This window comes from Nitrospira sp., from assembly GCA_029194665.1.
GTDB lineage: Bacteria > Nitrospirota > Nitrospiria > Nitrospirales > Nitrospiraceae > Nitrospira_D.
Genome location: JARFXO010000002.1, coordinates 509,740 through 532,590 on the forward strand (window position 1 = coordinate 509,740; position 22,851 = coordinate 532,590).

At 58.1% G+C, this 22,851-nt stretch carries 20 protein-coding genes; 4 read left to right on the plus strand and 16 right to left on the minus strand.

Annotation, left to right across the window (positions count from 1 at the left end; translation table 11 throughout):
• Nucleotides 1–37: 37 nt before the first annotated feature.
• The 11 genes from P0119_07995 to P0119_08045 all read right to left on the minus strand — a co-directional run bounded on the left by P0119_07995 (nt 38) and on the right by P0119_08045 (nt 11,810).
• Nucleotides 38–748, minus strand: a complete 711-nt coding sequence (locus tag P0119_07995) for a hypothetical protein (protein ID MDF0666003.1) — start codon at nt 746–748, stop codon at nt 38–40.
• Nucleotides 741–2,009: a glycosyl transferase family 2 gene (locus P0119_08000; GenBank protein MDF0666004.1), complete on the minus strand. Its 1,269-nt coding sequence runs from the start codon at nt 2,007–2,009 to the stop codon at nt 741–743. The genes P0119_07995 and P0119_08000 overlap by 8 nt, the downstream gene beginning before the upstream one ends.
• Nucleotides 2,010–2,118: 109 nt before the next feature.
• Nucleotides 2,119–3,363: a glycosyltransferase gene (locus P0119_08005; protein ID MDF0666005.1), complete on the minus strand. Its 1,245-nt coding sequence runs from the start codon at nt 3,361–3,363 to the stop codon at nt 2,119–2,121.
• Nucleotides 3,360–5,039, minus strand: a complete 1,680-nt coding sequence (gene treS, locus P0119_08010) for a maltose alpha-D-glucosyltransferase (GenBank protein ID MDF0666006.1) — start codon at nt 5,037–5,039, stop codon at nt 3,360–3,362. Before treS ends, P0119_08005 begins: the two co-directional genes overlap by 4 nt.
• Before the next feature lie 90 nt (nt 5,040–5,129).
• On the minus strand, nt 5,130–5,771 hold the full coding sequence (locus P0119_08015) for a DUF5752 family protein (protein ID MDF0666007.1): 642 nt from the start codon (nt 5,769–5,771) through the stop codon (nt 5,130–5,132).
• Between the two features lie 558 nt (nt 5,772–6,329).
• Nucleotides 6,330–6,698, minus strand: a complete 369-nt coding sequence (locus P0119_08020) for a VOC family protein (GenBank protein ID MDF0666008.1) — start codon at nt 6,696–6,698, stop codon at nt 6,330–6,332.
• Between the two features lie 154 nt (nt 6,699–6,852).
• Nucleotides 6,853–8,028, minus strand: a complete 1,176-nt coding sequence (locus P0119_08025; GenBank protein ID MDF0666009.1) for an NADH:flavin oxidoreductase/NADH oxidase — start codon at nt 8,026–8,028, stop codon at nt 6,853–6,855.
• Nucleotides 8,029–8,188: 160 nt separating this feature from the next.
• Complete coding sequence (locus P0119_08030; protein MDF0666010.1) at nt 8,189–8,668, minus strand: methylated-DNA--[protein]-cysteine S-methyltransferase; 480 nt, start codon at nt 8,666–8,668, stop codon at nt 8,189–8,191.
• A gap of 2 nt (nt 8,669–8,670) precedes the next feature.
• A complete protein-coding gene (locus tag P0119_08035; protein ID MDF0666011.1) occupies nt 8,671–10,116 on the minus strand; it encodes an AlkA N-terminal domain-containing protein in 1,446 nt (481 codons plus the stop codon).
• Nucleotides 10,117–10,187: 71 nt separating this feature from the next.
• Nucleotides 10,188–11,369 carry a Na+/H+ antiporter NhaA gene (gene nhaA, locus P0119_08040; protein MDF0666012.1) on the minus strand — a complete coding sequence of 394 codons (1,182 nt, stop codon included), beginning with the start codon at nt 11,367–11,369 and terminating at the stop codon, nt 10,188–10,190.
• Between the two features lie 75 nt (nt 11,370–11,444).
• Nucleotides 11,445–11,810, minus strand: a complete 366-nt coding sequence (locus P0119_08045) for a glyoxalase superfamily protein (protein ID MDF0666013.1) — start codon at nt 11,808–11,810, stop codon at nt 11,445–11,447.
• Nucleotides 11,811–11,905: 95 nt separating this feature from the next.
• Here P0119_08045 and P0119_08050 point away from each other — a divergent pair, with 95 nt between their 5' ends.
• The gene (locus P0119_08050) at nt 11,906–12,283 is read left to right on the plus strand and encodes a YciI family protein (protein MDF0666014.1); all 378 of its coding nucleotides are present in this window, start codon (nt 11,906–11,908) and stop codon (nt 12,281–12,283) included.
• A 118-nt stretch (nt 12,284–12,401) separates the two neighbouring features.
• On the opposite strand, the gene P0119_08055 is transcribed toward P0119_08050, so the two are convergent.
• The 5 genes from P0119_08055 to P0119_08075 all read right to left on the minus strand — a co-directional run bounded on the left by P0119_08055 (nt 12,402) and on the right by P0119_08075 (nt 18,109).
• Entirely contained in the window at nt 12,402–13,295 is an 894-nt protein-coding gene (locus P0119_08055) for a hypothetical protein (protein ID MDF0666015.1), read from the minus strand.
• Between the two features lie 27 nt (nt 13,296–13,322).
• The gene (locus tag P0119_08060; protein ID MDF0666016.1) at nt 13,323–14,555 is read right to left on the minus strand and encodes a tyrosinase family protein; all 1,233 of its coding nucleotides are present in this window, start codon (nt 14,553–14,555) and stop codon (nt 13,323–13,325) included.
• A 458-nt stretch (nt 14,556–15,013) separates the two neighbouring features.
• Entirely contained in the window at nt 15,014–16,162 is a 1,149-nt protein-coding gene (locus P0119_08065; GenBank protein ID MDF0666017.1) for an SCO family protein, read from the minus strand.
• A gap of 42 nt (nt 16,163–16,204) precedes the next feature.
• A complete protein-coding gene (locus P0119_08070) occupies nt 16,205–17,059 on the minus strand; it encodes a hypothetical protein (protein MDF0666018.1) in 855 nt (284 codons plus the stop codon).
• 27 nt (nt 17,060–17,086) lie between these two features.
• A complete protein-coding gene (locus tag P0119_08075; GenBank protein MDF0666019.1) occupies nt 17,087–18,109 on the minus strand; it encodes a tyrosinase family protein in 1,023 nt (340 codons plus the stop codon).
• Between the two features lie 648 nt (nt 18,110–18,757).
• Here P0119_08075 and P0119_08080 point away from each other — a divergent pair.
• The 3 genes from P0119_08080 to P0119_08090 all read left to right on the plus strand — a co-directional run bounded on the left by P0119_08080 (nt 18,758) and on the right by P0119_08090 (nt 22,593).
• Nucleotides 18,758–19,180, plus strand: a complete 423-nt coding sequence (locus P0119_08080; GenBank protein ID MDF0666020.1) for a hypothetical protein — start codon at nt 18,758–18,760, stop codon at nt 19,178–19,180.
• Nucleotides 19,181–19,248: 68 nt separating this feature from the next.
• Nucleotides 19,249–19,872 carry an ABC transporter substrate-binding protein gene (locus P0119_08085; protein ID MDF0666021.1) on the plus strand — a complete coding sequence of 208 codons (624 nt, stop codon included), beginning with the start codon at nt 19,249–19,251 and terminating at the stop codon, nt 19,870–19,872.
• An 81-nt stretch (nt 19,873–19,953) separates the two neighbouring features.
• Nucleotides 19,954–22,593 carry an MMPL family transporter gene (locus P0119_08090; protein ID MDF0666022.1) on the plus strand — a complete coding sequence of 880 codons (2,640 nt, stop codon included), beginning with the start codon at nt 19,954–19,956 and terminating at the stop codon, nt 22,591–22,593.
• The last annotated feature ends 258 nt before the right edge of the window (nt 22,594–22,851 follow it).

Consider the following 22,851-nt stretch of genomic DNA (forward strand, 5'->3'; position numbering starts at 1 on the left):
AAGAGCTGATGGCATATGCGCCCTACGCTCTTCATGTTCACAGATGCGACAGCTCGTCTATCTTCTCCTCCTTTTCCTTTCCCTTTCCCAGGCGCCGTTCGATAGCCTCGCGCATCAGATGCCGGATTCCGAGCCCCACGCCAAGTGCGAGCGAGAAGACGACGCCGCCGAACGTGATAGAAAACGCCGAGATGACGATCTCTTTGGCGATGCCCAGCTGTGTCAGCACCATGGCACATGTGAATAACAGAATCCCCCACCGAACCAAGCTCGCCACGATGCGTGCCTCATGCAGTTGCGCATTCACCGCCGCGATCAGCGCCGCCTCCGCGAAGAAATTGGCCGACAGGACGCCGATCAGCAAGACCAACCCGGCCGCAAGCACATTGGGCAGAAAGCCCACGATCTGGCTGATGAGATTGGCTGTGGCCGGCAGATTCACCGCGTCTACGCCCATGAATGCAAAGAGCAGAAACACCGTCCAAAATAGGATGCGACTCAGGACGACCGACGCCGGATGTTTGATGCCCGCTTGGGCCAGCGGCTGATTGAGCCCGAATCGCTCGCAGAGACGATCGAACCGAAAGGCCGTGAGGACTCGTACTGCCAGCGCTCTGACAAGCCACGCCATGGCCAATCCCACTAAAAGGAACGTGACGAGCGCCAGAAGTCTCGGCAATACCAACAGGATCTGCATCACGGCGTCACGAAATCCTGCTACCATTGTGTCGCGCCACAGGTCACTCATCCCGCCACCTCCATCGATCCGTAAGATAAGGCTTCATCGCCTCGAACCGCCGGCAGAGTGACTCTACGGACGCCTCCACCTGCTCGGTGCCGCCCCGCTGCGTGTCGAGGACAAAGGAAGCGGTCTGCCCGAGATACAATGGGGTCAGCGATTTCAGCACATGTTCCCGGTGCAGCACTTGGTCATGATAGGCCAGTGCAAACTCATAGACGACCTGCACCCAGAGGTTCTCGGGAAAATGAAATTCGTCGGACTCCTGGATTCCAAGCGTGAGGATTTGGCCCAGTGTCTCCGGCGAGAGGATGACTTCCCACAGCGGCAACAGATCGCGCACCCCCTGTCGCATCCCACTGACCATGCGGGCGATATTGATCGGGCCGGTGAGCGGCGCATAGTCGACCACTCCATACAGCGGCACATCGGTCGACTCATGGGTGCGTTCCCATTCCGGTTCGTAATCCTCCATCGAATGAAAGATCGCTCCGACGGCGGCCGCCAACACATGGGCCAGATCGGCTGTTCCCAATTTGGAATCCTGGTCCTTGACGCCGAGAAACGCATGGCACACTTGATAGCCCTCGGCGAGCGCGACGGTGGTCATCCATCCGTCGAAACTGATGCGGGGCGCATCCTGTGACCAGAACGGGTTCTTGATCAACTCCCTCGCGAGGCGGCCGGAAAGGCCGTAGCCGCCGCCGCTGGGATACCGCACCCGCTTTCCATACAACGCCCGCATCAACGGATAGAGTAGATTGTTCACCAATGTTCCTTCATACCGGTGCCGCCGGAACAACGGAACGACGAAATCCATGCCGTCGTCATGGACGGGACGACCCAGGAGCTCAATCCACTGGGGAGACAACGAGCGCAGATTGCCCTCGATGATGAGACACGCTTTTGCTTCGAGCGACTGCGCCGTCTCACACAGGCGGCGGACATCGTCGGCTCGTCCCGAGAGACCGGAATCCGTCCCAAGACTTGCATAATGTCCCGCCGCACCGGGAACAATGCGGGCGGCGACCTGCCCTGCGGCAAGCCGTTCGACGATCTCCGGCGTACCGTCTTGAGACCCGCCGTCATAGTTCACGATCATCGCCGAGGTGCCACCGAAAAATCGCTGCAGCCCTTCGATGATGCTCTTCACCACCTGTTCGATCGTCCCGGCGTTGTTCAAGGTCAACAGGCCCACGACGATATCTGCAGTCACGGCTTGGTTGGAGAGATCCTCGGCTGGTTCATTCACGACTGGCTGGTCGGTCATCGGTATAACCGTGAAGCCCGCTTCGCCGACTCAGCGAGACGAGCGTGTAGCGCTGATCGGGCATCTGTGCCCCTCGACACTCAGCACTCATGACTCAGAATTTCCTTCGTCACTGCAGCGGCATGATCTTCAACAACGTAAGGAAATCGCCCAATTGCCTGGTGATGAAGAAATTTCGGCGCACGTGTTCCCGCCCCGCTGCTCCCATGCGAGCGATCAATCCAGGATTATTCAATAAATGCCGCAAGCGGAATCCCGCCCCTTCGGCGGAATGGACGACATATCCCGTCACCTCGTCGATGATTTGCGCCGCGATTCCTTCGGCGTTTCCTCCGACCACCGGCTTTCCCTTCCACATGGCCTCCGAAACGGTCACCCCGAACCCTTCCCTAAGCGGCTTCTGGAGCACGATGGTAGCAGTCCGTTGCAGCGCATTGATCTCCAGATCCGCCTCGGGCGGTAGCTGCACCAGATGAATATCAGGATCCCGTCCCGCCGCATCACGCGCTTCGGCCAACACCGCTTCGCCCTCCGGGTCGTGCATGATCCCGGACCCCGCAAGGACCAATCGGCAATCATGGTGCTTCTTCACGATGCGATAGGCCTGGATCGCGCCGAGCGGATCCTTGAACCGCTCGAACTTTGCCACCTGCAGGATGATCGGTTTGGTTCGGGGAATACCCAGCCGATCCACGACCTGATTGATTTCGGATCTGCTCATCTCTCGATTCTTCGGGCTCAGCGGATCGATCGAGGGATACATGAGAAACTTCGGGATCGGGAGCCGTTGCGCAAAGCCGGACAATGAAAAAATGGCCGCGTCGTACTTCACTGCATACCGCCGCAAAAACGTCCAGGCGCGCCGTTGCGGTTGGGACAGATCCAGGTGGCAGCGCCACAGCCAGGCCCCGCTCGGCCGATACTCAACCATGCCGGCCGGCTGATGGTCGTGGATCATGACCATGTCCGCTTCAAGGTTCAGCGCTTTCGCGTTTCGCTCGTTGATCTCTCGGAAGGTCTGATACATGTCCTCGGTGATCTTCTCGTCCCGTCCTTGCAAGGCATCGGTGAGCCGTTTGACGACCCCAAAAAACTCCTGCGTCCCCGCAATGACTTCCCAACGCGCCTCCACGCCCAACGCCGTCAGCATCGGTACCACGCGACGTAAGAGCTCCGCCGCCCCTCCACCATATCGGACTGCGCTCACATGCACGACGCTTCGCCCCTTGACCAAGTCACTCAGCCGGTAGAGGAAATCGACCGTTCCCTTCGGCGACACTTCCCGATAGTCATCGAGCGCCGTCGTCATAGCGCCGTCTTCCTTCTCCGGCTTATGCTGTTCCGCTGTTGTCAAATCGCGCTCCATTCGAGGTTATAGGTGCTCTCCCAGGCTCGCACAGTTGGAAGGCTGAACCAATAGGAACCGTAGGGACCGAGACTGAGCACATAGGGACGGTCCCCGATCTGCGGAAATCGCGAATCTCCAAACAGTTCGATCGGAACGATACCCTTGAACCGCGTCAGGTTCAGTTCCACGGCCTGCGCCGATTCCGCCAAATTATGGACAAGGAGCACGGTCGCTCCTTCGTAAGTCCGCAGATAAGCCAGGATCTTCTCGTTCGACGGTGTCAAGAATTCCAACGTGCCCCGTCCGAGGACCTTGTGTCGTTTGCGGATCGCGATCATGCGGCGCATCCAGTGGAGCAGTGAATGCGGCGTCTGTTTTTGCGTATCCACATTGATTGATTGATAGCCGTAGACGGGATCGGTGACGAGCGGGAGGAACAACTTCGCGGGATCCGCTTTTGAAAATCCCGCATTCCGATCCGCGGTCCAATGCATCGGTGTCCGTACGCCGTTGCGGTCTCCCAGATGAATATTGTCGCCCATGCCGATCTCATCGCCGTAGTAGATGATCGGTGTGCCCGGCAAGGTGAACACAATACTATTGAGCAGCTCGATTTTACGCCGGTCGTTCTCGAGCAACGGCGCGAGACGGCGCGCGATGCCGATGTTACGGCGCGCCTGGGGATCACGGGCATAGGCATAATACATATAGTCCCGCTCTTCGCCGGTGCACATTTCCAACGTCAACTCGTCGTGATTCCTGAGGAAGAGACACCACTGGCAATTCGATGGAATCGGCGGCGTGTGTTTGAACATATCGAGGATAGGCCGGCGGTCCTCGCTGCGCAGTCCCATGAACAGGCGAGGCATGAGCGGGAAATGAAAGGCCATGTGAAATTCATCTCCGTTCCCGAAGTACGGACGCACGTCGCTCGGCCACTGATTGGCCTCCGCCAGGAGAATTCTGGTGCTGTACCGGTCGTCGATCCGTTTCCGAATCTCCTTCAGATACGCATGGGTCTCCGGCAAGTTCTCGCAGATCGTGCCTTCGCGCTCGAACAGGTAAGGCACTGCGTCGCAACGAAATCCGTCAAGCCCCTGATCCAGCCAAAACTCCATGACTTCCAGCATGGCTTGCTTGACCGCGGGATTGTCGTAGTTCAGGTCCGGTTGATGGCTGAAGAACCGGTGCCAATAGTACGCTTGCGCCTCGGGGTCCCAAGTCCAATTGGATTTTTCCGTATCCACGAAGATAATGCGCGCCTTTGTATATTTCTGATCCGTTTCGCTCCAGACATAGTAATCCCGCCTCGGAGCCTGCGGCGACCGACGGGCCTCCTGAAACCACGCATGCTGATCGGACGTGTGATTCAACACCAAATCGACGATGACGCGCATGCCGCGCTGATGGGCCGCATCCAGCAGCTTCCGGAACACCTCGGTGGAGCCGTACGAAGGCGCAATGGTGGTGAAGTCCGCCACATCATAGCCATCGTCCCGCAACGGCGACGGATAAAACGGCAGTAGCCAGAGACAGTCCACTCCCAGCCACTCGAGGTAATCGAGCTTCTCGATCAGGCCGGCGAAATCCCCGATGCCGTCGTCATTGCTGTCGTAGAAGGCCCGCACGTGCAGCTCATAGAACACGGCGTCCTTGTACCAGAGTGGATCTTGGTTCAGCATGGCAACATTCCCGAATCTGTCGATCTCCTGAGAGATAATTCGTTCTTCAATTCGACAGATCGACAGATCATCAGATCAAGAGATTCTTCACTACGATTTCCCCAGAAACTCATCGCACACCGTGATGAGACTCGACCGTAGACGCTCGAGGCTTCCCAAGTAAGGGTTGATGGAGCGAATACGATCAGCCAATTCATGTAAGCCGAGGCCCGTTCGGATCCAGGCTGAGAAGTCGCTTTCCTCTCGCCCCAGCCGGAAATGCGCTTCGAACATGTGGAAGTAGATCGCGCTGACATCGACTTCGGCCACCACCCGTCGAAATTCCGCCAAGGACCTCGCTTCCAGGCCGATCGGCACTTCCAGAATCCGAGAGCGCTTGAAATGGAACGGTTCGCCGAACACCACGCGGGGAATAATGGACATTCGTGACAGATGATCGTCGATAATCGAAATGATCTCTTCCCGCAGATCCTCCAGGTTCGGATAGTCGAATGGATCGACCACGGCGAGCCGTTCGCCCAGCACATGATCTCCGATCTGCATCACGACCCATTGAGAAAAATCATTCGGATAGGCCCGTTCGATGAAGCGATGCCTGAGAAAATAGCTATGGGTATGGAAATGGATGGAATCGAGCGGGACCTCTTCGACGAGTTCGGCAAGTTCCTTCTCGTCCTCCGCCTGTCGGCCAAGGATTTCCTGCACCTCACTGCATCCAATGAATGCAAACATGGAATCGGCGATGTTATGCGCAGCCTGTGGACTCATAATGAGGTCTAAATCGTTATCGATGCCGATTTGAAGACACGTTCTGATGATTCACAGCTGGTCGCAGTGACTCTAACCGGAACGCTGCGGTATGTGTCAACCCTAACCCGCATTGTTCATGAACACGGCTGCTGCGATTCTCCCAGCAAGTTGTCCCTCACTCGCTGGAAAGCTGTTTAATCTCGGTTCCACAGTTTGCGCTATGAGGCGCAGTTAGGCTGTGTTTCTTAGCCTGTTCCCACTCAATGTCCTGTAGTGCTCCCCGTTTGTCAAGCGGCCCGAAACTGCGTGCTGTGGTTGCGGAAGCGCGATCATTCCTGGATACAGCACAAGGACAATCTGCTTGGGGTCCGCCTTCACTCCCGGGAGGACGACCGGATCAACCTACCTCTCTACCTCTATTGGTGCAGCTCGGGAAAGCTCTACATGACACCGGCGAGAATAGAAGGTTACATCTTTCGCCTCACGATTCCAGCTGGAGCACTTCCTCCCCTGTGATTGGCTCCACACAAAGCAAGGCGTTCATTCCGTTTTTCTCCGGTGAATCATCACAGAATTCCCATCGGGATCTAGGACAACCGCCATGTGACAGACGGGAGTCTCGATCGGCTCAAGGGTAAATGTGCAGCCGCCCTCTCGAAGACGGTTCATCGCTCCATCGAAATCGTCTACTTCGAGAGCCACAGACCCTCCGCCACGTGAGGGCTTCCACTCCGGCGCTCCAATACCGATCGCGAGCGTTCCCGGCCCGATATCGTATTCGACAAAGCCTTGCTTTTCGTTCCCGAAGAACCGCGACTCCTTCAGTCCCAAGATCGTCTCATAGAATTGGCGGGCACGTTTCAAGTCAGTGACGGGATAGACGGTAAATGCGATGTCCGTAACGTTCATGTCGGTCTTCTCCTATTGTTTTGCTCTACTCTCCCATCAACAGACATGATCGCGCAACGTACGAATACCAAAGCTATTTATTCCGTGTCCGGCGCAAACGCACTCGACATCGCTCAGACAACCTGCTCGCCAAGAACATCGTCGGTCTCGATTGCTACTTTGCTCGCCGTTTGACGGCATACCCATAGGGCGTAGGCCATGACGGTTCTGAGCCGAGTTCTTGCTGCGCCTTGAGCGCCCAATAGGGCTCCCGGAGCAGTTCTCGAGCGATAAACACCACGTCGGCATCTCCGCCGGTCACGATCTCATCGGCATAGTGAGACTCGGTGATCATCCCAACCGCACCGGTCATGATTACGGCCTCGTCTCGGATCTTCCGAGCGAACGAAACTTGATATCCCTTAGCTACCGGGATACGTGCCTTGGGAACCAACCCCCCGGAAGAGACGTCGATCAGATCAACACCGAGGTTTTTCAAATGTCTGGCGAGCACCACCGATTGCTCGGCATCCCAGCCGCCCTCTACCCAATCAGTGGCTGAAATCCGTACAAAGAGAGGAAGTTCCGCCGGCAACAGTCGACGCAGGTGCTCGGCGATTCGGAGCAGAAACCGCATCCGGTTTTCCAGGCTTCCACCGTAACGGTCCGTTCGGTGATTACTCAAGGGTGACAAGAACTCGTGCAACAGATACCCGTGGGCCGCGTGGATCTCGATCACCCGGAATCCGGCCATAACGGCCCGGCGGGCAGCGGCCTCGAACGCGGCGACAATTTCATCGATGCCTGCTTCATCGAGGACCATCGGCTTGGGGTCGCCGTCATTGAACGGAATCGGGCTAGGACCGAGAACGGTCCAGCCACCAGCCGCAGACGTCTTGAGACTCGCTCCTCCTTTCCAAGGCGGTTCACAACTGGCCTTTCGCCCGGCATGGGCCAGCTGAATGCCGGCAACCGCCCCTTGGGAGTGCACAAATCGCGCAATGCGCGCGAGCGGCTCGATATGCTGATCACCCCAGATCCCCACATCTCCCGGTGAAATCCTGCCATTCGGGGTGACGGCCGTGGCCTCGACCATCACCAACGCCGCCCCGCCGACGGCACGGCTGCCGAGGTGGACCAGATGCCAATCGCTTGCTAATCCATCCTTAGCCACATACTGACACATGGGAGACATCACGATCCGGTTTCGAAGCGTAATCCCCCGGATTGTCAGCATGCTGAGCAAATCGATCTCCGGGACTTCTCGGTCATGATCCGTGCTGGCTGGACAGCCATGGGCTGCCACATGCGAAACTTGCTGATCGGGTCGTTCGGACATGGGCTTATTCATCGTCTGATCTCCATGAAAAGAATGTGGATGGATGCGGCGTCTCTATTCAGCCTCATCGAAGTCATCGAACAGATTATGTCCTGTGTCGCATCGAGGGATTCCAGTCATTTTCACGATGTCAGCTCGATGTTTCTTGACAATCAGATATCCGCAACAAAGTCTAGACACACCCTTCCAACGCCAGAAGTGCGCGCTTTTTCGCCAAGCCCCCGGCGTAGCCGGTGAGCGAACCGTTCGAGCCGACGATGCGATGGCAGGGCACGATGATGCTGATCGGGTTGCGGCCGGTGGCTGCACCGGCCGCTCGCGCGCTACCGGGATAACCGGCACGCTCTGCCAGTTCGCCATAGGCAATGGTTTGACCGAACCGGACGCCTGCAATTGCCTTCCACACCGCGCACTGGAAAAGCGTGCCCTGCGGCGCGATCTCGATTGTAAACCTGGTCCGCTTGCCGTCGAAATATTCCGAGAGCTCGCGCTTGGCCCGGCATAGCGGCTCATGCTTGTCAGATCGCTTCCACTGCTTGCCGATGCGAGGGTGATATTTCTGCCCGGCGAAATAGACGCCCGTCAACGCCCGGTCATCGGCAACCAACAATATGCGCCCACGAGGACTTTGATAGTAGTCGTAGTACAGCATGATTACTCCTTGGTCAGTGAATGCCAAAGCTGCATCACGGCGTAAGCGCGCCACGGCCGCCAGGCTTCACCGGCTTCGAGCACGCGACGCGCATTCTTCTCCTTCAGCGCCTTCATGACGCCGAGATCGGTATGAGGAAATGCATCCGGCCATGCCAGCGCCCGCATGGCGATATACTGCGCTGTCCACTCCCCTACGCCGGGCAGCGTACGCAGTCGCTCCAGCGTTGCGTCTAGATCTGAGTGAGGCGCCAGGACCAAGTCGCCGTCGGCTACGGCACGCGCAAGCGTGATCACCGTGCGTGCGCGTGCCGTCGGCATGCCCAGTCGTGCGATGCGGTCGACGCCCATGCCGGCCATACATGCCGCAGATGGGAATATCGTCGTCAGTGTCTCAAACGGAGTCTCAATCGGATCTCCGAGAGCGGCGGCAAGGCGGCCGACGATGGTCCGTGCCGCTGCAACAGTCACTTGTTGCCCAATAACCGCACGTACCGCAACTTCGAATCCGTCAAAGGCGCCGGGAACGCGAATGCCGGGACGACGCTGAGCCAATTCACCCAACACACCTGCTACTTCGGTCGGATTGCAGGACAGATCCATGAGCGTCTTGATACGTCCAAGCAATGGAGGCAGAACCCGGGCGAGCGATGAAGAGACAAGGAGATGGAGCGCCGGATTTTTCAGCGACAATCCGATCTCGACCCATCCCAAATAGTCCTTGCCTTCTGCTGTCACACGCACCGTGCGGCGATAACGAGAGTCATCGAGCATCTCGACACCGACAATTGTCCGTGCGCCGAGAAACGTTCTCATCGCCGGCCAGTCGTAGGGCGGGCGGAAACTCAGTTCGAAGCTCAGCGTATCGGTGACAGGCGTTGCCTTGCCATTCACAAGCCGGCGCAACTGTCCCGGTTGCAAGCGATATCGCTGCTTGAAGAGTGCGTTGAAGCGTCGCAGACTCCCAAAACCGCTGGTGAACGCCACTTCAGTAATCGGCAAACTGGTATCGGTGAGCAGGCGTTTAGCGAGAAGCAAGCGTTGCGTCTGAGCAAACTCAACGGGCGAGACACCGAATTCGGCGCCAAACACCCGGCGCAAATGCCGGTCGGTGATACCCAGGCTCGATGCGACGCCTACCAATCCGTCGGAATCGATCGCACGATCCTCGATCAGGCCCGCCGCTGCCTGCGCCACGCGCGTGGTCGCATTCACGCTTGCATTGCCCGGCGCAAGTTCGGGACGACAGCGAAGACAAGGCCGGTAGCCTGATACTTCGGCCGCAGCGGCGCTCCGGTAGAAGCGGCAATTCTCGATCTTGGGCTGCCTCACTGTGCAGACCGGCCGACAATAGATACGCGTCGACGACACCGCGACAAAAAAGCGTCCGTCGAAGCGAGCATCGCGCGCTCGTAGCGCCCGGTAGCAGGTGGCGGAATCGAGCATCATGGGTGCCATTATAGCTACAGTCGATGAACTCCTGCTCGCCATTTTCGGACATGATAATTCGAGGTACACATCTAGGCTGGCGTATCCGTTACTTCCGGATTGCTCAAGATCTTCAGCCACAGAAATCCTATTACTCCAGCCGTCAACGAAGCCAAAAGAATGGCCATTTTCGAAGCCCTGATGATCTCAGCGTTTCCAGCGAAGGCAAGATTGGCAATGAAGATGGACATGGTAAATCCGATACCGCCAAGCATCCCGGCGCCGACAATATGCCGCCAATGCAAGCCGAGCGGCAAGCGGCATAGGCCGGTTGTCACGGCCAGAACACACAGAAACGTCACACCTAAAGGTTTTCCTACAATCAAACCGGTTGCGATGCCGATGCTGTTAAGGCTGGTCAAGCCTTGTATCCAATCCGCGCCCATAAGCACGCCTGTATTGGCGAGCGCGAAAATCGGCAAGATGATGAATGCAACGGGTTTGTGCAATATATTTTCAAGCCTGTGCGAGGGCGAGACTTCGTCGTCGTCTTGTGCGGAGAATGGGACGGCAAAGGCCAGCATCACTCCGGCCATCGTCGCGTGAATCCCTGACTTCAGCATGAGAAACCACATCACTACTCCGCCGCACACATACGGAGCGAGGGACATGACCCGGAAGAAACGATTCAACATCAAAAGCAGAATCCACACGGCGACAGCGCCCACCAAAAACCAAACGGAAAGTTCCGTCGTGTAGAAGGTCGCAATGATGACGATCGCACCCAGATCGTCTATGACGGCAAAGGCCACGACCAAGACCTTCAGCGACGGAGAAATGCGGTCTCCGAGCATGGCCAGCACGCCGAGCGCGAAGGCGATGTCTGTTGCCATCGGGATCCCGATACCGGCTTGCATCGGCGTTCCCCAGTTAAGGGAGAAATGAATCAGGGCAGGCGCGGCCATCCCACCGACGGCCGCAACAATCGGAAGAAGGGCGTTCTGAAAGTTCGACAGTTCCCCGCTGTAGAGTTCCCGTTCGAGCTCCAATCCAATGAGCAAAAAGAAAATCGCCATCAGCGCGTCGTTCACCCAATGTTCAAGGCTCAGGCCTCCAAGCTCCGTCTGCCACAGATTCACATAACCTGCGCCGATTGAAGAATTCGCCGCCAAAAGCGAGATCGCCGTGCAGATCATCAGCAGAATTCCGCCGGATTTCTCCGAATCAAAAAACCGTTGGAACGTGCGTGTTGCGTGTTGCTGGTGATCGATCAAGGCTCAGCCAAAGGTTGTCATCAGGAGTGATAAAATTCTGTTGATGCAGTATGTACGATAACTGTCGCAGTTCCGTTAAGCACTGACACCACTGGTAAACGTCAATCTGTTCCCGAAGGGATCAGTCACCGCCATATCCCTGCCCCACGGCATCTCTTCTATTCTGGGTCTGGCGTACTGGTGGCTCTTTGCGAGGAGAGCCTTTTGGAATGCCTCCAGTTCGTTCGTTTCAATCCTCATCGCGGCGCCTGGACAACAGTCTCCGTGATGCGCTGTTAAATGGAGGACGCAGTCATCCTGTGAGATTTGCATATAGAGCGGGAGGCCTTCTTCAAAACGATGTTCCCAATCGACCTGGAAGCCCAAGAAATCGACATAGAACTCCTTAGCTTTGCCCTCGTCGAATATTCGAAGGATCGGTGTCGTTTTTCCAAAACTCATACTGATAACCTCCATTCAGCAGGCTCATCAAGCTGAGGAATCAGCTGTCGATCTAGCTCATCCGAGCGACTATCTTATGTCACGGGAGGTAATTCATGAAATATCTATTGCTGGTTCATCACAACGAGGACACGTTTAACAAGATCCCAGAAGCCGAGCGGAAGGAAATGCTCGCGGAATCAATTCAGCTCTGCCACCAGCTGGATGGGAAAGGGCAATACGTCCATGCCTCGCCTCTGCAACCTGAGGCGACGGGAATTGTCGTTCGGGTACGCAACGGAAAGGCAGCGGTAACCGATGGGCCGTTCGCCGAGACTAAGGAGCAGCTCGCCGGCTACTTTCTCATCGAAGCTCAGGATCGTGATGATGCCGTTCGTATCGCCAAGCTGGTGCCTGGAGCTCGTATTGGGACAGTGGAGGTTCGACCGTTGAGAGAAGTCACCGGCTTGCCGGGAGAAGAGAAACGACCATGAGCCGGCTTCCTTTAGTCATGAGCTGCACGTCGCCTACCCGACTCATCAGGCTCGACAAGAGAGCCCGCATAGAACGCAAGGGTCGCTGCATCGGCGCGGCCTTTCCCGATGTCTATTTTTAAGGCGCCGGCTTATATTTCTTGAGGAACTGCCGTGCACTCTGCTTGAGCATCGGTGACCTCACGCCGCTCAGGCGGTCGACACGTTGCAGCAACGCCTTGTCTTTCGAAACCCTGTCCGCCTTGCCGAACTGGGTGAGCGCGGTGAGGCTGGTGGCTTGCATCTCCTCCTGCTCACCCGGGTCGAGCAGCACCTTGCGCGCGTAAGCCTGCACCTTCTCTGGCTTGAGCGCCTGTAGTGCGGCGGCCGAGATCTGTCGGAGCTCCGGCGGTTCGCGTTTGTCGCGCAGGACCTTTTCGAAGATCGGGGCAGCACCGGCGTCCGCGGCGAGCAGGCGCAAGGCCTCTCGCTTGGCGGTGGGATTTGGGGGATGTTTGACGATCCTCCGCGCGACCGGATAGGCCTCGGCATGCACATCATAACTGAGGAGTTGTAATGCCTTTTCAGGCTCAATCAACGCTTTTTCTGGATGCTGCAACCCGTCCAAGAGTTTCTTCTGGGCGAAGCCGTCCTTTTCCAGCGCGAGGATGCCGAGCGCCTGTTCACGGAGCTCCGCGTCCTCATCTTCCGCGACCTGGCGCAAGGCCGCAAGGTAGTCGCCGCGCCACGACTCCGTGGGGGGGGAGAACGTCGCCGCCTGGAGCGTGTGTAACGCCGCCAGCCGCACGTCGACGAGCTCGTCCTCATCGCGGAGGAGTTTCAGCACCGCCGATACCCGATCCTCAATCTCGCTCGCGGCCAGAGGCACCTCCGCCAGGGCTGCGATTCGTTTTTCGACGTCCCTCCGTGCGTTGGTCGCGATTGACAAGGCGGCGCGCGCCGACCTCCGCACCCTGCCCCGTGGCTTCCGCGCTGATGTCGATTTCCTTGCGGCTGTAGTTTTCTTCGTCATGATTCCGCCCTTCTCGTGCAAGGCACCTCAGGCAAATGGCACATCGTCGTAGTCGAACCCCATGCGGGAGGCCACGTTGAGACGCCCCTGATAGTCTAGTGTGTCGCGCACGCGTGGCTGCGGACCTGGCGCGCCGGCCGTCCGCGAGCTGGCCAGCCCGCCGCCAGGAGCCGTCGGAGGCCGCGGGTCTCCGGTGATTCCATTCCATGGCCACATGGTGTCGGGTAGGCGATGGCCGACCCTGGTTGCGCCGGTACTGTCGTACGAAGCCGCCTGGGCGGGATCGAAGCGATTGTTCTGTCGTTGCCACCTTGCCCAGAGCCGGTCGACATTGCAGTGGAGCAAGAAGAACAGCGGATCTCGCGCCGCTGTCCCTATAACCCTGATTACTGAGGATCCCCCAAAGCTGGTGTGCGCCCGTCCATGCGGATTGTCTTGCATCCTCCCGCGGAAGTCCCGGTATCGAGGACCCAAGGCCAGTGTAGCCGCTTCACTTATCACGAGGGCCGGCTGCGTGGCGGTGTTGAAGCTGGGGCGACGGACGATCCCCGGGCGGCCGTCGGTCACCCAGAACTGTAGCGGGTTGGTTGGGCTGAACAAGACGGTGCCGATTGAATCGGACAGGCCCATGAACTCGCGTCTAAAGATATTCGGCGCGGGCTGGTCGAAGCGCCAGTACGGCAGTGCGACGCCAGGGTCGATGGCTTGCAACTCGCGCTCGAGATCGAGCACGTACGTCCGATGCCAGGGCAGAAACCCTGGTCCTTCGTGAGCCTCACCATCACTTCTCGCTGTGTGCATGTCACGGAAGTCCGCAAAACGCCCCATTCCCCGATCATTGAGCTCCGCGAACGCCGCCACGAGGCGATCGCGCTCTCCCGGTGTCAACCTATTGGCGTTCTTTCGGATCCGCACCATCACCGGAACCGAACCAATCAGGGTGGTGCCGGCACGGGCTTCGATCGTCACGTCTCCGTTGTTGATACTGGGTCTCCCAAACCTGCCGGCGGTGAAAAACGGCACGGGAGTGCCGTTGCGAGGAACCGGCAACGTCAGACTGCTGGAGAACGATCCTGTTGTGTCCCGGCGGAACAGGACTTGACCACCACCGGATATCGATCTCCCCGTGATTTGCACGTTGACGGTGGGCGTAGTGGCGCCCGATGGATCAGTCATGCCGACCCGGCAGGGGGATGGGGCCCATGAAACGAATCGCGCGCGAGGATCCAGGCTATTGTTGATCTGCAATTCAACAACCATATTCTGAGTCTCCCATATACTCAGATATACTCATATACTTAGATCTACTCAGACCAATTTTCTGATACTCCTAGTTGCCCGCTGTTGTCAACTCATATTCGGTCGAAATACGTAATTAGGACTCAATATGAATGACCAGCAATTTAACACATTGAATATTAATGTGTTTCTTAGGCCAGGATTTTCCACTGAGCGCTAACGTCTGACACGAAGGTAGGAACAGGGTAGTCAATCGCCTCACTTCGCCTGCCGCCGGGAAGGACCTTATGGAGATGAGATGGAAGGTCTGGTACTTGACTAAGCTTTTGGAGAAATGAGCCACCAGCTTTTGGCTCATTGTCCGGCTGGATGTTCGCTGAACGGCCGGCTGCTATCGTCGATTCCTGGCTATCGATACCGGCGGGGAGGGTGGCTCGCCGGACCGGTTGAATTCAGCGACAGCTCAGATTTTCGCTTCCTCACTTCTCCTTCAGGACCTGGAGTGTGCGATCCACCACTTGCCGCTCATCCCAGCGGGTGCGTTCGAAGGAAGCAGCGATCCGGCCTTCGGCGTCAAGGATGTACGCTTCGACGCGGTGCCGGTTCACCAGCGACTGCACGAAGTTGACCCCGAGCTGGAAGTGGGCACGGAGGGCGTCGAGCCCGTCGGGCGTCCGCAACATGCGATGGCGGGCATCCAGGCGCACCCCACGGTTCTGCCCATAGCCACGCAGCCGGTGGGGGAGATCAAACGCGGGATCGTAGGTAATCGCCGCCGTATGGATGTGATCGGCGAGCCCCCGTTCCTCCAACAGCTTCTGGACCCGCGCGAGTTTCGTGACCGTGAGCGAGCACTTCAACGGGTTGTCGCAACGTGTGTAGAAAAAGACGACGATGGAGGGGTGCCCCCGGAAGAAGTCCTTGAACGTGAGCGAAACGCCCGCATGGTCTTCAAAGACGATGGACTCAACTGGCTCGCTGCCTCGACGGGAATCGAGCAGCCACGACACCTCGTTGCCGAAGTCCCTCTGCCCCGAGCAACAGGTCTTGGGGCCGAGCTGCTCGACCTGTCCCTCGCCGCGGATCGCCTCCACGGCCTGGCCCACCTCACTCCACAATTTGCTGGGGAGCCCACCCTGTGGCGTGCGCAGCGCCTCCACCTCGTGCAGAACGCTGCGCGCGTGCGAGCCGAGCCACACCAACGTCGCGAGCAATTCACGCACCGGACTCGTGCCGGTTGGTGAGACCGCGTACTCACCGTACTGCTCAAAGGACACGGGCTCGTCGTGATAACGAATGTTGGTGATCGCGCACAGGATGAAGGGGGCCAACGCCGCGGTTGGGCTGGGGTAGGACCGCAACGCGCGCGCGGCGGCGGCCACCAGATAGGCATCCAGCCCGGTGTCGAGTTCTTCGAGCACGAAGTGGAGCGCGGAATCCGACAGGCGGGTGCGCCCGAGGGCGAGCAGGATCCACCCGCGCATGCGGACGATGGTCGCCGTCCCACGTTGGTTGTAGACCGGATGATCTTCGCGCAGCAGCTCCGTCAACTGCGCGTGTCTCTCTGGATCGGCGGCGAGCGCGTCGACGTGGGCCGCAAACTGCGATTCGGACAGCGTGCGCGTCATCGTGCCCTGCTGCATCGAATGCCCCTTTACCGATTCATGTTCTTACGAAGCCGGCTTATATTTCTTGAGGAACTGCCGCGCACTCTGCTTGAGCATCGGTGACCTCGCGCCGCTCAGCCGGTCGACCCGCTTCAGCAGCGCCTTATCTTTAGAAACTGTTTCGGCCTTGCCGAACTGGGTGAGCGCAGTGAGGCAGGTGGTTTGAATGTCGTCCTGCTCCGACGGGTCAAGCAGTGCCTTGCGCGCGTAGGCCTGCAGTTTCTCCGGTTTGAGCGCCTGCAACGCAGCGGCCGAGACCTGCCGGAGCTCAGGTGTTTCGCTTTTGTCGCGCAGAACCTTCTCCAACATCGGGACGGCGGCGGCATCCGCGGCGAGCAGGCGCAAGGCCTCTCGCTTGGCGGCGGGGTTAGGAGGATGTTTGACGATCCTCCGCGCGACCGGATAGGCCTCCGCATGCACGTCGTAACTGAGCAGTTGTAATGCCTTTTCAGGCTCCACCAACGCTTTTGCTGGGTGCTGCAACCCTTCCAAGAGTTTCTTCTGGGCAAAGCCGTCCTTCTCCCGCGCGAGGATGCCAAGCACACGCTCCCGCAGCTCCGCGTCCTGATCCGCTGCGACCTTGCGCAATGCTGCAATGTAGTCACCGCGCCACGATTCGAAGGAGGGGGCGCTGAACGTCGCCGCCTGGAGGATTTGCAACGCCTCAAGCCGCACCTCCACGCTTTCCTCTTCATCCCGGAGGAGGTTCAGGATCAACTGCAACTTCGTATCGCTCTGGCCCAGGCTCTCAGGCGCCTCCGCCAGGGCTGCGACCCGCTCGTCGATGGCCTGCCCCGCCCTGCCCACCGACTTCCGCGCCGCCTTCGATTTCTTTTTTGCTGTAGGTTTTTTCGTCATGATTCCGACCTTCTCGTACAAGGCATGTCAGACAAATGGCACATCATCATAGTCGAATCCCATGCGGGCGACAGAGTTGACGCGGCCTTGGTAATCAAGGGTATCCTGCACGCGCGGCTGGGGACCCGGCGCACTGACACTGGACGACGCGGCCATTGCGCCACCGGAGGCCGTCGGAGGACGTGGGGGGCTTGTGATCCCATTCCACGGCCACATGGTGTCGGGCAGGCGATGGCCGATGCGGGTTGCAGCGGCGCTGTCATAGGAGGCCGCCTGCGCCGGATCAAAGCGATTGTTCTGTCGTTGCCACTTCGCCCAGAGCCGATCGACATTGCAGTGGAGCAGGAAGAACAACGGATCGCGCGCCGCGGTCGGGATGCTGGAGATAGAACCGCCGAACCTCGTATGAGTTTGTCCGTGCGGGTTGCCTTCCATCGTGCGGAAGGCCGGATATTGAGTACCAAGGGCTAGTGTTTGCGCCTCGGTGCGAACGCCTGGCCCCGGTTGAGTAGCGGGGTTCCAGCCGTTGAGGGGGCGACGATTGATCCCCTGGACGCCATCGGTCGTCCAGAACTGCAGCGGGTTGGTGGCACTGAATTGGACGGTGCCGAGTGGATCGGACACGCCGAGGAAGTCGAGCGCAAAGATATTCGGCGCGGGCTGGTCGAAGCGCCAGTACGGCAGTGCGACGCTCGGGTCGATGGCTTGCAGCTCACGTTCGAGATCGAGCAGATAGGCGCGGTGCCAGGGCAGAAACCCTGGTCTTCGGTGAGCCTCCGGATCACTGACGGCCGTGTGCATGTCGCGGAAGTCCGCGAATCGCCCCAGTCCCTGGTTATTGAGCTGCGCGAACGCAGCCACGAAGCGGTCGCGCTCTTCCTGCGTCAACCGGTTGGCATTCTTTCGGATGCGCACCATCACCGGAACCGAGCCGATCAGGGTGGTGCCGATGCGAGCTTCGATCGTCACGTCTTCGTTGTTGACGCTGGGTTGTCCGAAGCGGCCGGCGGTGAAAAACCCCACGGAAATTCCGTTGATAGGAACCACCATCGTCAGACTGCTGGAGAATGATCCCGTTGTACCTCTGCGAAACACGACCGCCCCACCGCCGGGGGCCGAGTTTCCGGTGATTTGCACGGTGACAGTGGGCGTAGTGCCACCCGACGGATCAGTCACGCGGATTCGGCAGGGAGATGGGGCCCATGAAACAAATCTCGCTCCAGGACTCACGCTATCGTTAATCTCGAACTCAACGATCATCGTCTGCGTCTCCTCTCCTCAGTCGGCAAAATCCCGCAGAGCACGGTGGAACGTCGTCCCATTGTAAAATCTCGGTAAAATCTCGTGTAAAATCTCGCTTCGCGAAGCATGACGAGGTTGCTGACGTGCCGATGGGGAACATTGCGCTACCCTTGATGTCGCGCGTGGAGAATGATCTATTTTTTTAAATACTCCCAATCGCCCGGGCCTGTCAACATATATTCCGTCGAAATACTTAATTAGGAATCAATATGAATGACCGGCAATTTAAGACGTTGAATATTAATACATTTTGCGAGCTACGTTTTTTCACTGAGTGCTGCGGAATCCGTGAGTCACCCGGCTGTACGAGAGGGACGAGGACCTCTCGCTTGCGTATCAAGGAGGCCGCAAATCAAAGACCGATACCTCCTCGCCTGAATCCTGCGTGAGTAAGCGATGAAACATGGTCGCACGGCCAATTCTATGGGCCTGCGCCAGGGAGTGCGAACCCTTGCAGCCAAGGTTACCGATACGGTAGCGTTGGCTGCGATGCCTCACGGACCTCGGAAGCTTGCGATCAAGTTTGGCACCGCCACTCCGACACATTCCGGGGGCCTCTATCTTCTTCATCGATTCTTATTGCGGATCGGCTTCAAAGCCGCGCTGGTTACTCAGATTCAAGCGACTCAACCGAACAATGGCTACAGTATCGGCCAGCTGATGCCGGCGCTCCCATACCCGACGCAGTCCGAAGTGCCAACCCCCCAGTTGACGCTCTTCAAGGGTGGCAGGTATCACCATCACATCCTGGTCCCGAATCTGCCATTGCGTCCGCTCAGCCTCCGGCGCTTTTACAACAACCGTGCGGGTTCAGGATAATATCATGGAGCAGCGGGACATCCCGTCCACTGAGTGTATCGAGGCATGTCTCGCAAGGAGGTCTGTTCATGTGGCTCAAGTCGCCTGGCATCACCGGCTTCTCTCTTCTGGTGTTCTGCACGGTTATGGTTCTCCCTATGCACATCAGGGGTGAGACGCCAGGGCCCGCCCAAGTCATATCACGCTTCAACGCGGCACTGATCGAAGCCATGAGGGGCGGCAAGGAATTGGGGTTCAGCGGCCGCTACCGACTGCTTGAGCCAGTCGTGACTGGGGCCTTCTTGTCTCCATACATGGCGAGCGTCTCTGTGGGCGGACACTGGAAAACCCTCACGGAGGAGCAGCAGCGGCAGTTTGAAGAAATCTATGCTCAATGGTTGATTGCGAACTACGCGAAGAACTTTCACACATACGCAGGAGAACGCTTCGAGATCACGAAACAGTCCCAGACGGCGGGCGGCGCTGCAGTCCTGAGCAAACTTCTGAACTCTCAAGGCAAAGAAACCGAGTTCGATTACCGTCTGCGACTGACGGAGGATGCCTGGCACATTGTGGACATACGCATTTCGGGCATCAGTCAGCTTGCCAATACGCGTGCTCAATTTGTGAGCGTCCTCGATAAAAATGGTTTTGACGAGCTCGTCGCCTCGCTCAAGCGAAAGATTCGGGAGTTCTCCCGGAGCGATGGCTAATGAACCAAGGCCCACGTCACGGTTGAGCTGAATAACTCAGACAGTCTGAAGGGCCAAGACTTACACCCACCCGAATCAACCATGTCCACCGAGCCTACCCTTACTCGCACACAGCGCCTGCTGAGCGCATGGGTTCTCCTCGTTCAGCGGCATGCCGTCGCCGTTCTCGTGAGCACGGTCCTGCTGACGCTTGGGACTCTCTATTACTCCGCCGCCAATTTCAAGATGAACGCCGACATCCATGCCATGATGTCCGACAAGCTGTCCTACCGCGGATTGTACAAGAAGTTCTCCAAGGCCTTTCCACAACAGAGCGACACCGTCGTCGTTGTCATCGATGGCATCACCTCGGAACAGGCAGAGGCAGCACGGAAAGCTATCGCCGAGCAACTGAGAAAAGACCAGGCGCTTTTTTCCGACGTCTATGAACCAGGGGCCGGGGGGTTCTTTCAACAGAACGGCCTCCTGTACCTGAACACCGAAGAACTGGAGAGACTCGGAGACCGACTCTCGGCAGCCCAACCTTTTCTGGCGCTTCTCTCCAAGGACCTCAGCATCCGCGGGCTTTTCCAGGTCGCTGAAAAGGCCTTGGAGCAAGGAGATCTCGGTGAGGCCCAAGACCGTACTCTTGCCCTACTACTCGATGGGATGAACAACGCCTTCGCCAGCGCGGTTCACGGAACAGTCTACCCGATGTCGTGGGAGGGCCTGGTGTTCGGCGCAGAGCAGACCGCGAGGCAACGCCGCCAGTTCCTCATACTGAAGCCACGAGTCGCGGATGCATCCCTGTCTGCGGGAAGCGTCCACATCGAGACCGTTCGCCGGGTTGCCGGGCAGTTCGGCTACAATCAGACCGGAACCGCGCGAGTGCGGATCACGGGAGATTTTGCACTTGCTTACGAGAACCTCCTGGAAGTCCGCAATAGCACAGGAATTGCCACTGTCGCGTCGCTCCTTCTTGTGGCGCTGGTCCTTTCTGTGGGCCTCTACTTCTCATGGCGCCTCATCTTTTGCAGTCTTGTCACATTGATCACGGGGCTCATCTGGTCCACGGCATTCGCCCTTGCCACCGTGGGCAGTCTCAACATGATCTCCGTCACCTTCGCCGTCCTTTTCATCGGACTGGGCATCGACTACAGCATACAGTTCTGTCTCAGATATCGGGAACTGCTTCTGCAAAGCGGCCATCAGCAGAATAGCATCATTTCGACAGCCACCAGTGTCGGCAGAAGTCTCTTCTTCAGCGCTGCCACCACGGCACTCGGCTTCTACTCCTTCGTTCCCACTGCCTATGCAGGAGTGGCTGAACTGGGCTTCATCTCAGGGTCGAGTATGTTTATCAGCTTCTTCGGAAACATAACCCTTTTGCCCGCTTTGCTGACCGTCCTCCCCGTGAAGGAGTGTCGGCAGTGGGAGCCCTCCTGGCCGTGGCTCGTCGACCTGCCGTACAAGTACCCGCGCGGCATCGTCGCCGTCGGTGCATTGGGGGCGTTGGCCTCTCTCTTGGCCGTTCCACGAGTCTTCTTCGACTACAACACCCTCAACCTCCACGACCAGTCATCAGAGTCTGTGGCAACTATGAAGGAACTCTTCAATGACCCTAAAGGTCAGCCATGGACCATTTCGGTGCTTGCGGACAGTGAGGACAAAGCCCTTCGTCTCGCCGAGCAGCTGAAGCGCCTTCCAGAAGTCAGAACGGCCGTCACGATACATGATTTCATCCCGGACAATCAGCAGGACAAGATCCTTCTTATTTCCGATATCGCTCTTTTCATGTCACCCGAGCTCGAGCGGCCTCATGTCACGGACCCCACCTATGAGCAGAACATTCAAGCGCTTGCACGCCTAGAGCGGTCTCTCGAGAGCCATCTCAACGGACTAGGGCATTCCACCAGAGAGTCGGCCCAGAAGCTTTACGATAGCATCAAAAGATTTAGGGCCCTTCTTGAAGACAGCCGGCGCGGCTTGTCCGCCCTTGCCCTGCTCGACGAGAGTTTGACGCCCGGGCTTTCCATGCTCCTCGAAAGACTTGGGTCATCGCTGCAGCCAAGCCTGATAGAGGGACCATCCTCCCTTCCTCGAGAATTGCGGAGCCAGTACGTATCCGGGGACGACCGCTTCCGAGTTCAGGTGTTCCCGCGGGACAACATCACAAATTTGGCAAGTCTGGAAGGATTTGTCCGTGCGGTCCGGTCGGTGGCGCCGACCGCGACCGATACACCTGTGGCGGTGTACGAAGCAGGCATGGCCATAGCAGCCTCTTTCAGGGAGGCCTCGCTTTACGCGGTGATCATCATCTGCAGCTTTGTGCTCGTCGGTCTCAGAAGCAGGTCCAAGACCCTTCTGATACTCACCCCCATGGCGCTCGCCTTCCTTCTCACGGCCGCCGCATCGGTGTGGCTCGCAGTCCCGCTCAATTTCGCCAACGTCATCGTTGTGCCTCTCATTCTCGGGATCGGGGTCCACAGCGGCGTCATATTCATCGTCCGCGACTGGAAAGACCCAAAGCGGGAGGACAACCTTCTGAAGTCCAGTATGGCCCGCGCCACACTGTTCAGCAATTTGGCCACGATGATCAGTACTGCAAGCCTCGCCTTCTCTCCACACCAGGGGATTGCGAGCATCGGTATACTCTTGAGCATCTGTCTTGCGTTTCTCATTCTTTCGACGCTGCTGTTCCTCCCGTCATTGATCGTGCTTCTCAAAGTCCGGGTTGGGTAACTGGCATGAGCCGCCTGGATCAGCCGAGGACCGGCAGGTGAGGAACGGGCACAAGAGCTGTGTGGTCTGATTCACCGAGCTGTCCGCTAGGGAACACCGGCCCTAGCGAACTCCCTAGGGAAGGTGTTACAAAAGGGCCGTGATCAACGTCCGGTGTCTCAACAGTTCTCATTGATGGATAAAACTCAGGGAACAGAAGTTACCGTTCATCCTCTGGGACACACCGACATCCCTCCCACAGGCGGCGGTTGGCCAGCC

Bases quoted from the DNA above. Each gene is read 5' to 3' on its own strand.
- P0119_07995 (MDF0666003.1), bottom strand. From the start codon at position 748: ATGAGTGACCTGTGGCGCGACACAATGGTAGCAGGATTTCGTGACGCC.
- P0119_08000 (MDF0666004.1), bottom strand. From the start codon at position 2,009: ATGACCGACCAGCCAGTCGTGAATGAACCAGCCGAGGATCTCTCCAAC.
- treS (MDF0666006.1), bottom strand. From the start codon at position 5,039: ATGCTGAACCAAGATCCACTCTGGTACAAGGACGCCGTGTTCTATGAG.
- P0119_08015 (MDF0666007.1), bottom strand. From the start codon at position 5,771: ATGTTTGCATTCATTGGATGCAGTGAGGTGCAGGAAATCCTTGGCCGA.
- P0119_08020 (MDF0666008.1), bottom strand. From the start codon at position 6,698: ATGAACGTTACGGACATCGCATTTACCGTCTATCCCGTCACTGACTTG.
- P0119_08025 (MDF0666009.1), bottom strand. From the start codon at position 8,028: ATGAATAAGCCCATGTCCGAACGACCCGATCAGCAAGTTTCGCATGTG.
- P0119_08030 (MDF0666010.1), bottom strand. From the start codon at position 8,668: ATGCTGTACTACGACTACTATCAAAGTCCTCGTGGGCGCATATTGTTG.
- P0119_08035 (MDF0666011.1), bottom strand. From the start codon at position 10,116: ATGATGCTCGATTCCGCCACCTGCTACCGGGCGCTACGAGCGCGCGAT.
- P0119_08045 (MDF0666013.1), bottom strand. From the start codon at position 11,810: ATGAGTTTTGGAAAAACGACACCGATCCTTCGAATATTCGACGAGGGC.
- P0119_08050 (MDF0666014.1), top strand. From the start codon at position 11,906: ATGAAATATCTATTGCTGGTTCATCACAACGAGGACACGTTTAACAAG.
- P0119_08055 (MDF0666015.1), bottom strand. From the start codon at position 13,295: ATGACGAAGAAAACTACAGCCGCAAGGAAATCGACATCAGCGCGGAAG.
- P0119_08060 (MDF0666016.1), bottom strand. From the start codon at position 14,555: ATGGTTGTTGAATTGCAGATCAACAATAGCCTGGATCCTCGCGCGCGA.
- P0119_08065 (MDF0666017.1), bottom strand. From the start codon at position 16,162: ATGACGCGCACGCTGTCCGAATCGCAGTTTGCGGCCCACGTCGACGCG.
- P0119_08070 (MDF0666018.1), bottom strand. From the start codon at position 17,059: ATGACGAAAAAACCTACAGCAAAAAAGAAATCGAAGGCGGCGCGGAAG.
- P0119_08075 (MDF0666019.1), bottom strand. From the start codon at position 18,109: ATGGTGGTTCCTATCAACGGAATTTCCGTGGGGTTTTTCACCGCCGGC.
- P0119_08080 (MDF0666020.1), top strand. From the start codon at position 18,758: ATGAAACATGGTCGCACGGCCAATTCTATGGGCCTGCGCCAGGGAGTG.
- P0119_08085 (MDF0666021.1), top strand. From the start codon at position 19,249: ATGTGGCTCAAGTCGCCTGGCATCACCGGCTTCTCTCTTCTGGTGTTC.
- P0119_08090 (MDF0666022.1), top strand. From the start codon at position 19,954: ATGTCCACCGAGCCTACCCTTACTCGCACACAGCGCCTGCTGAGCGCA.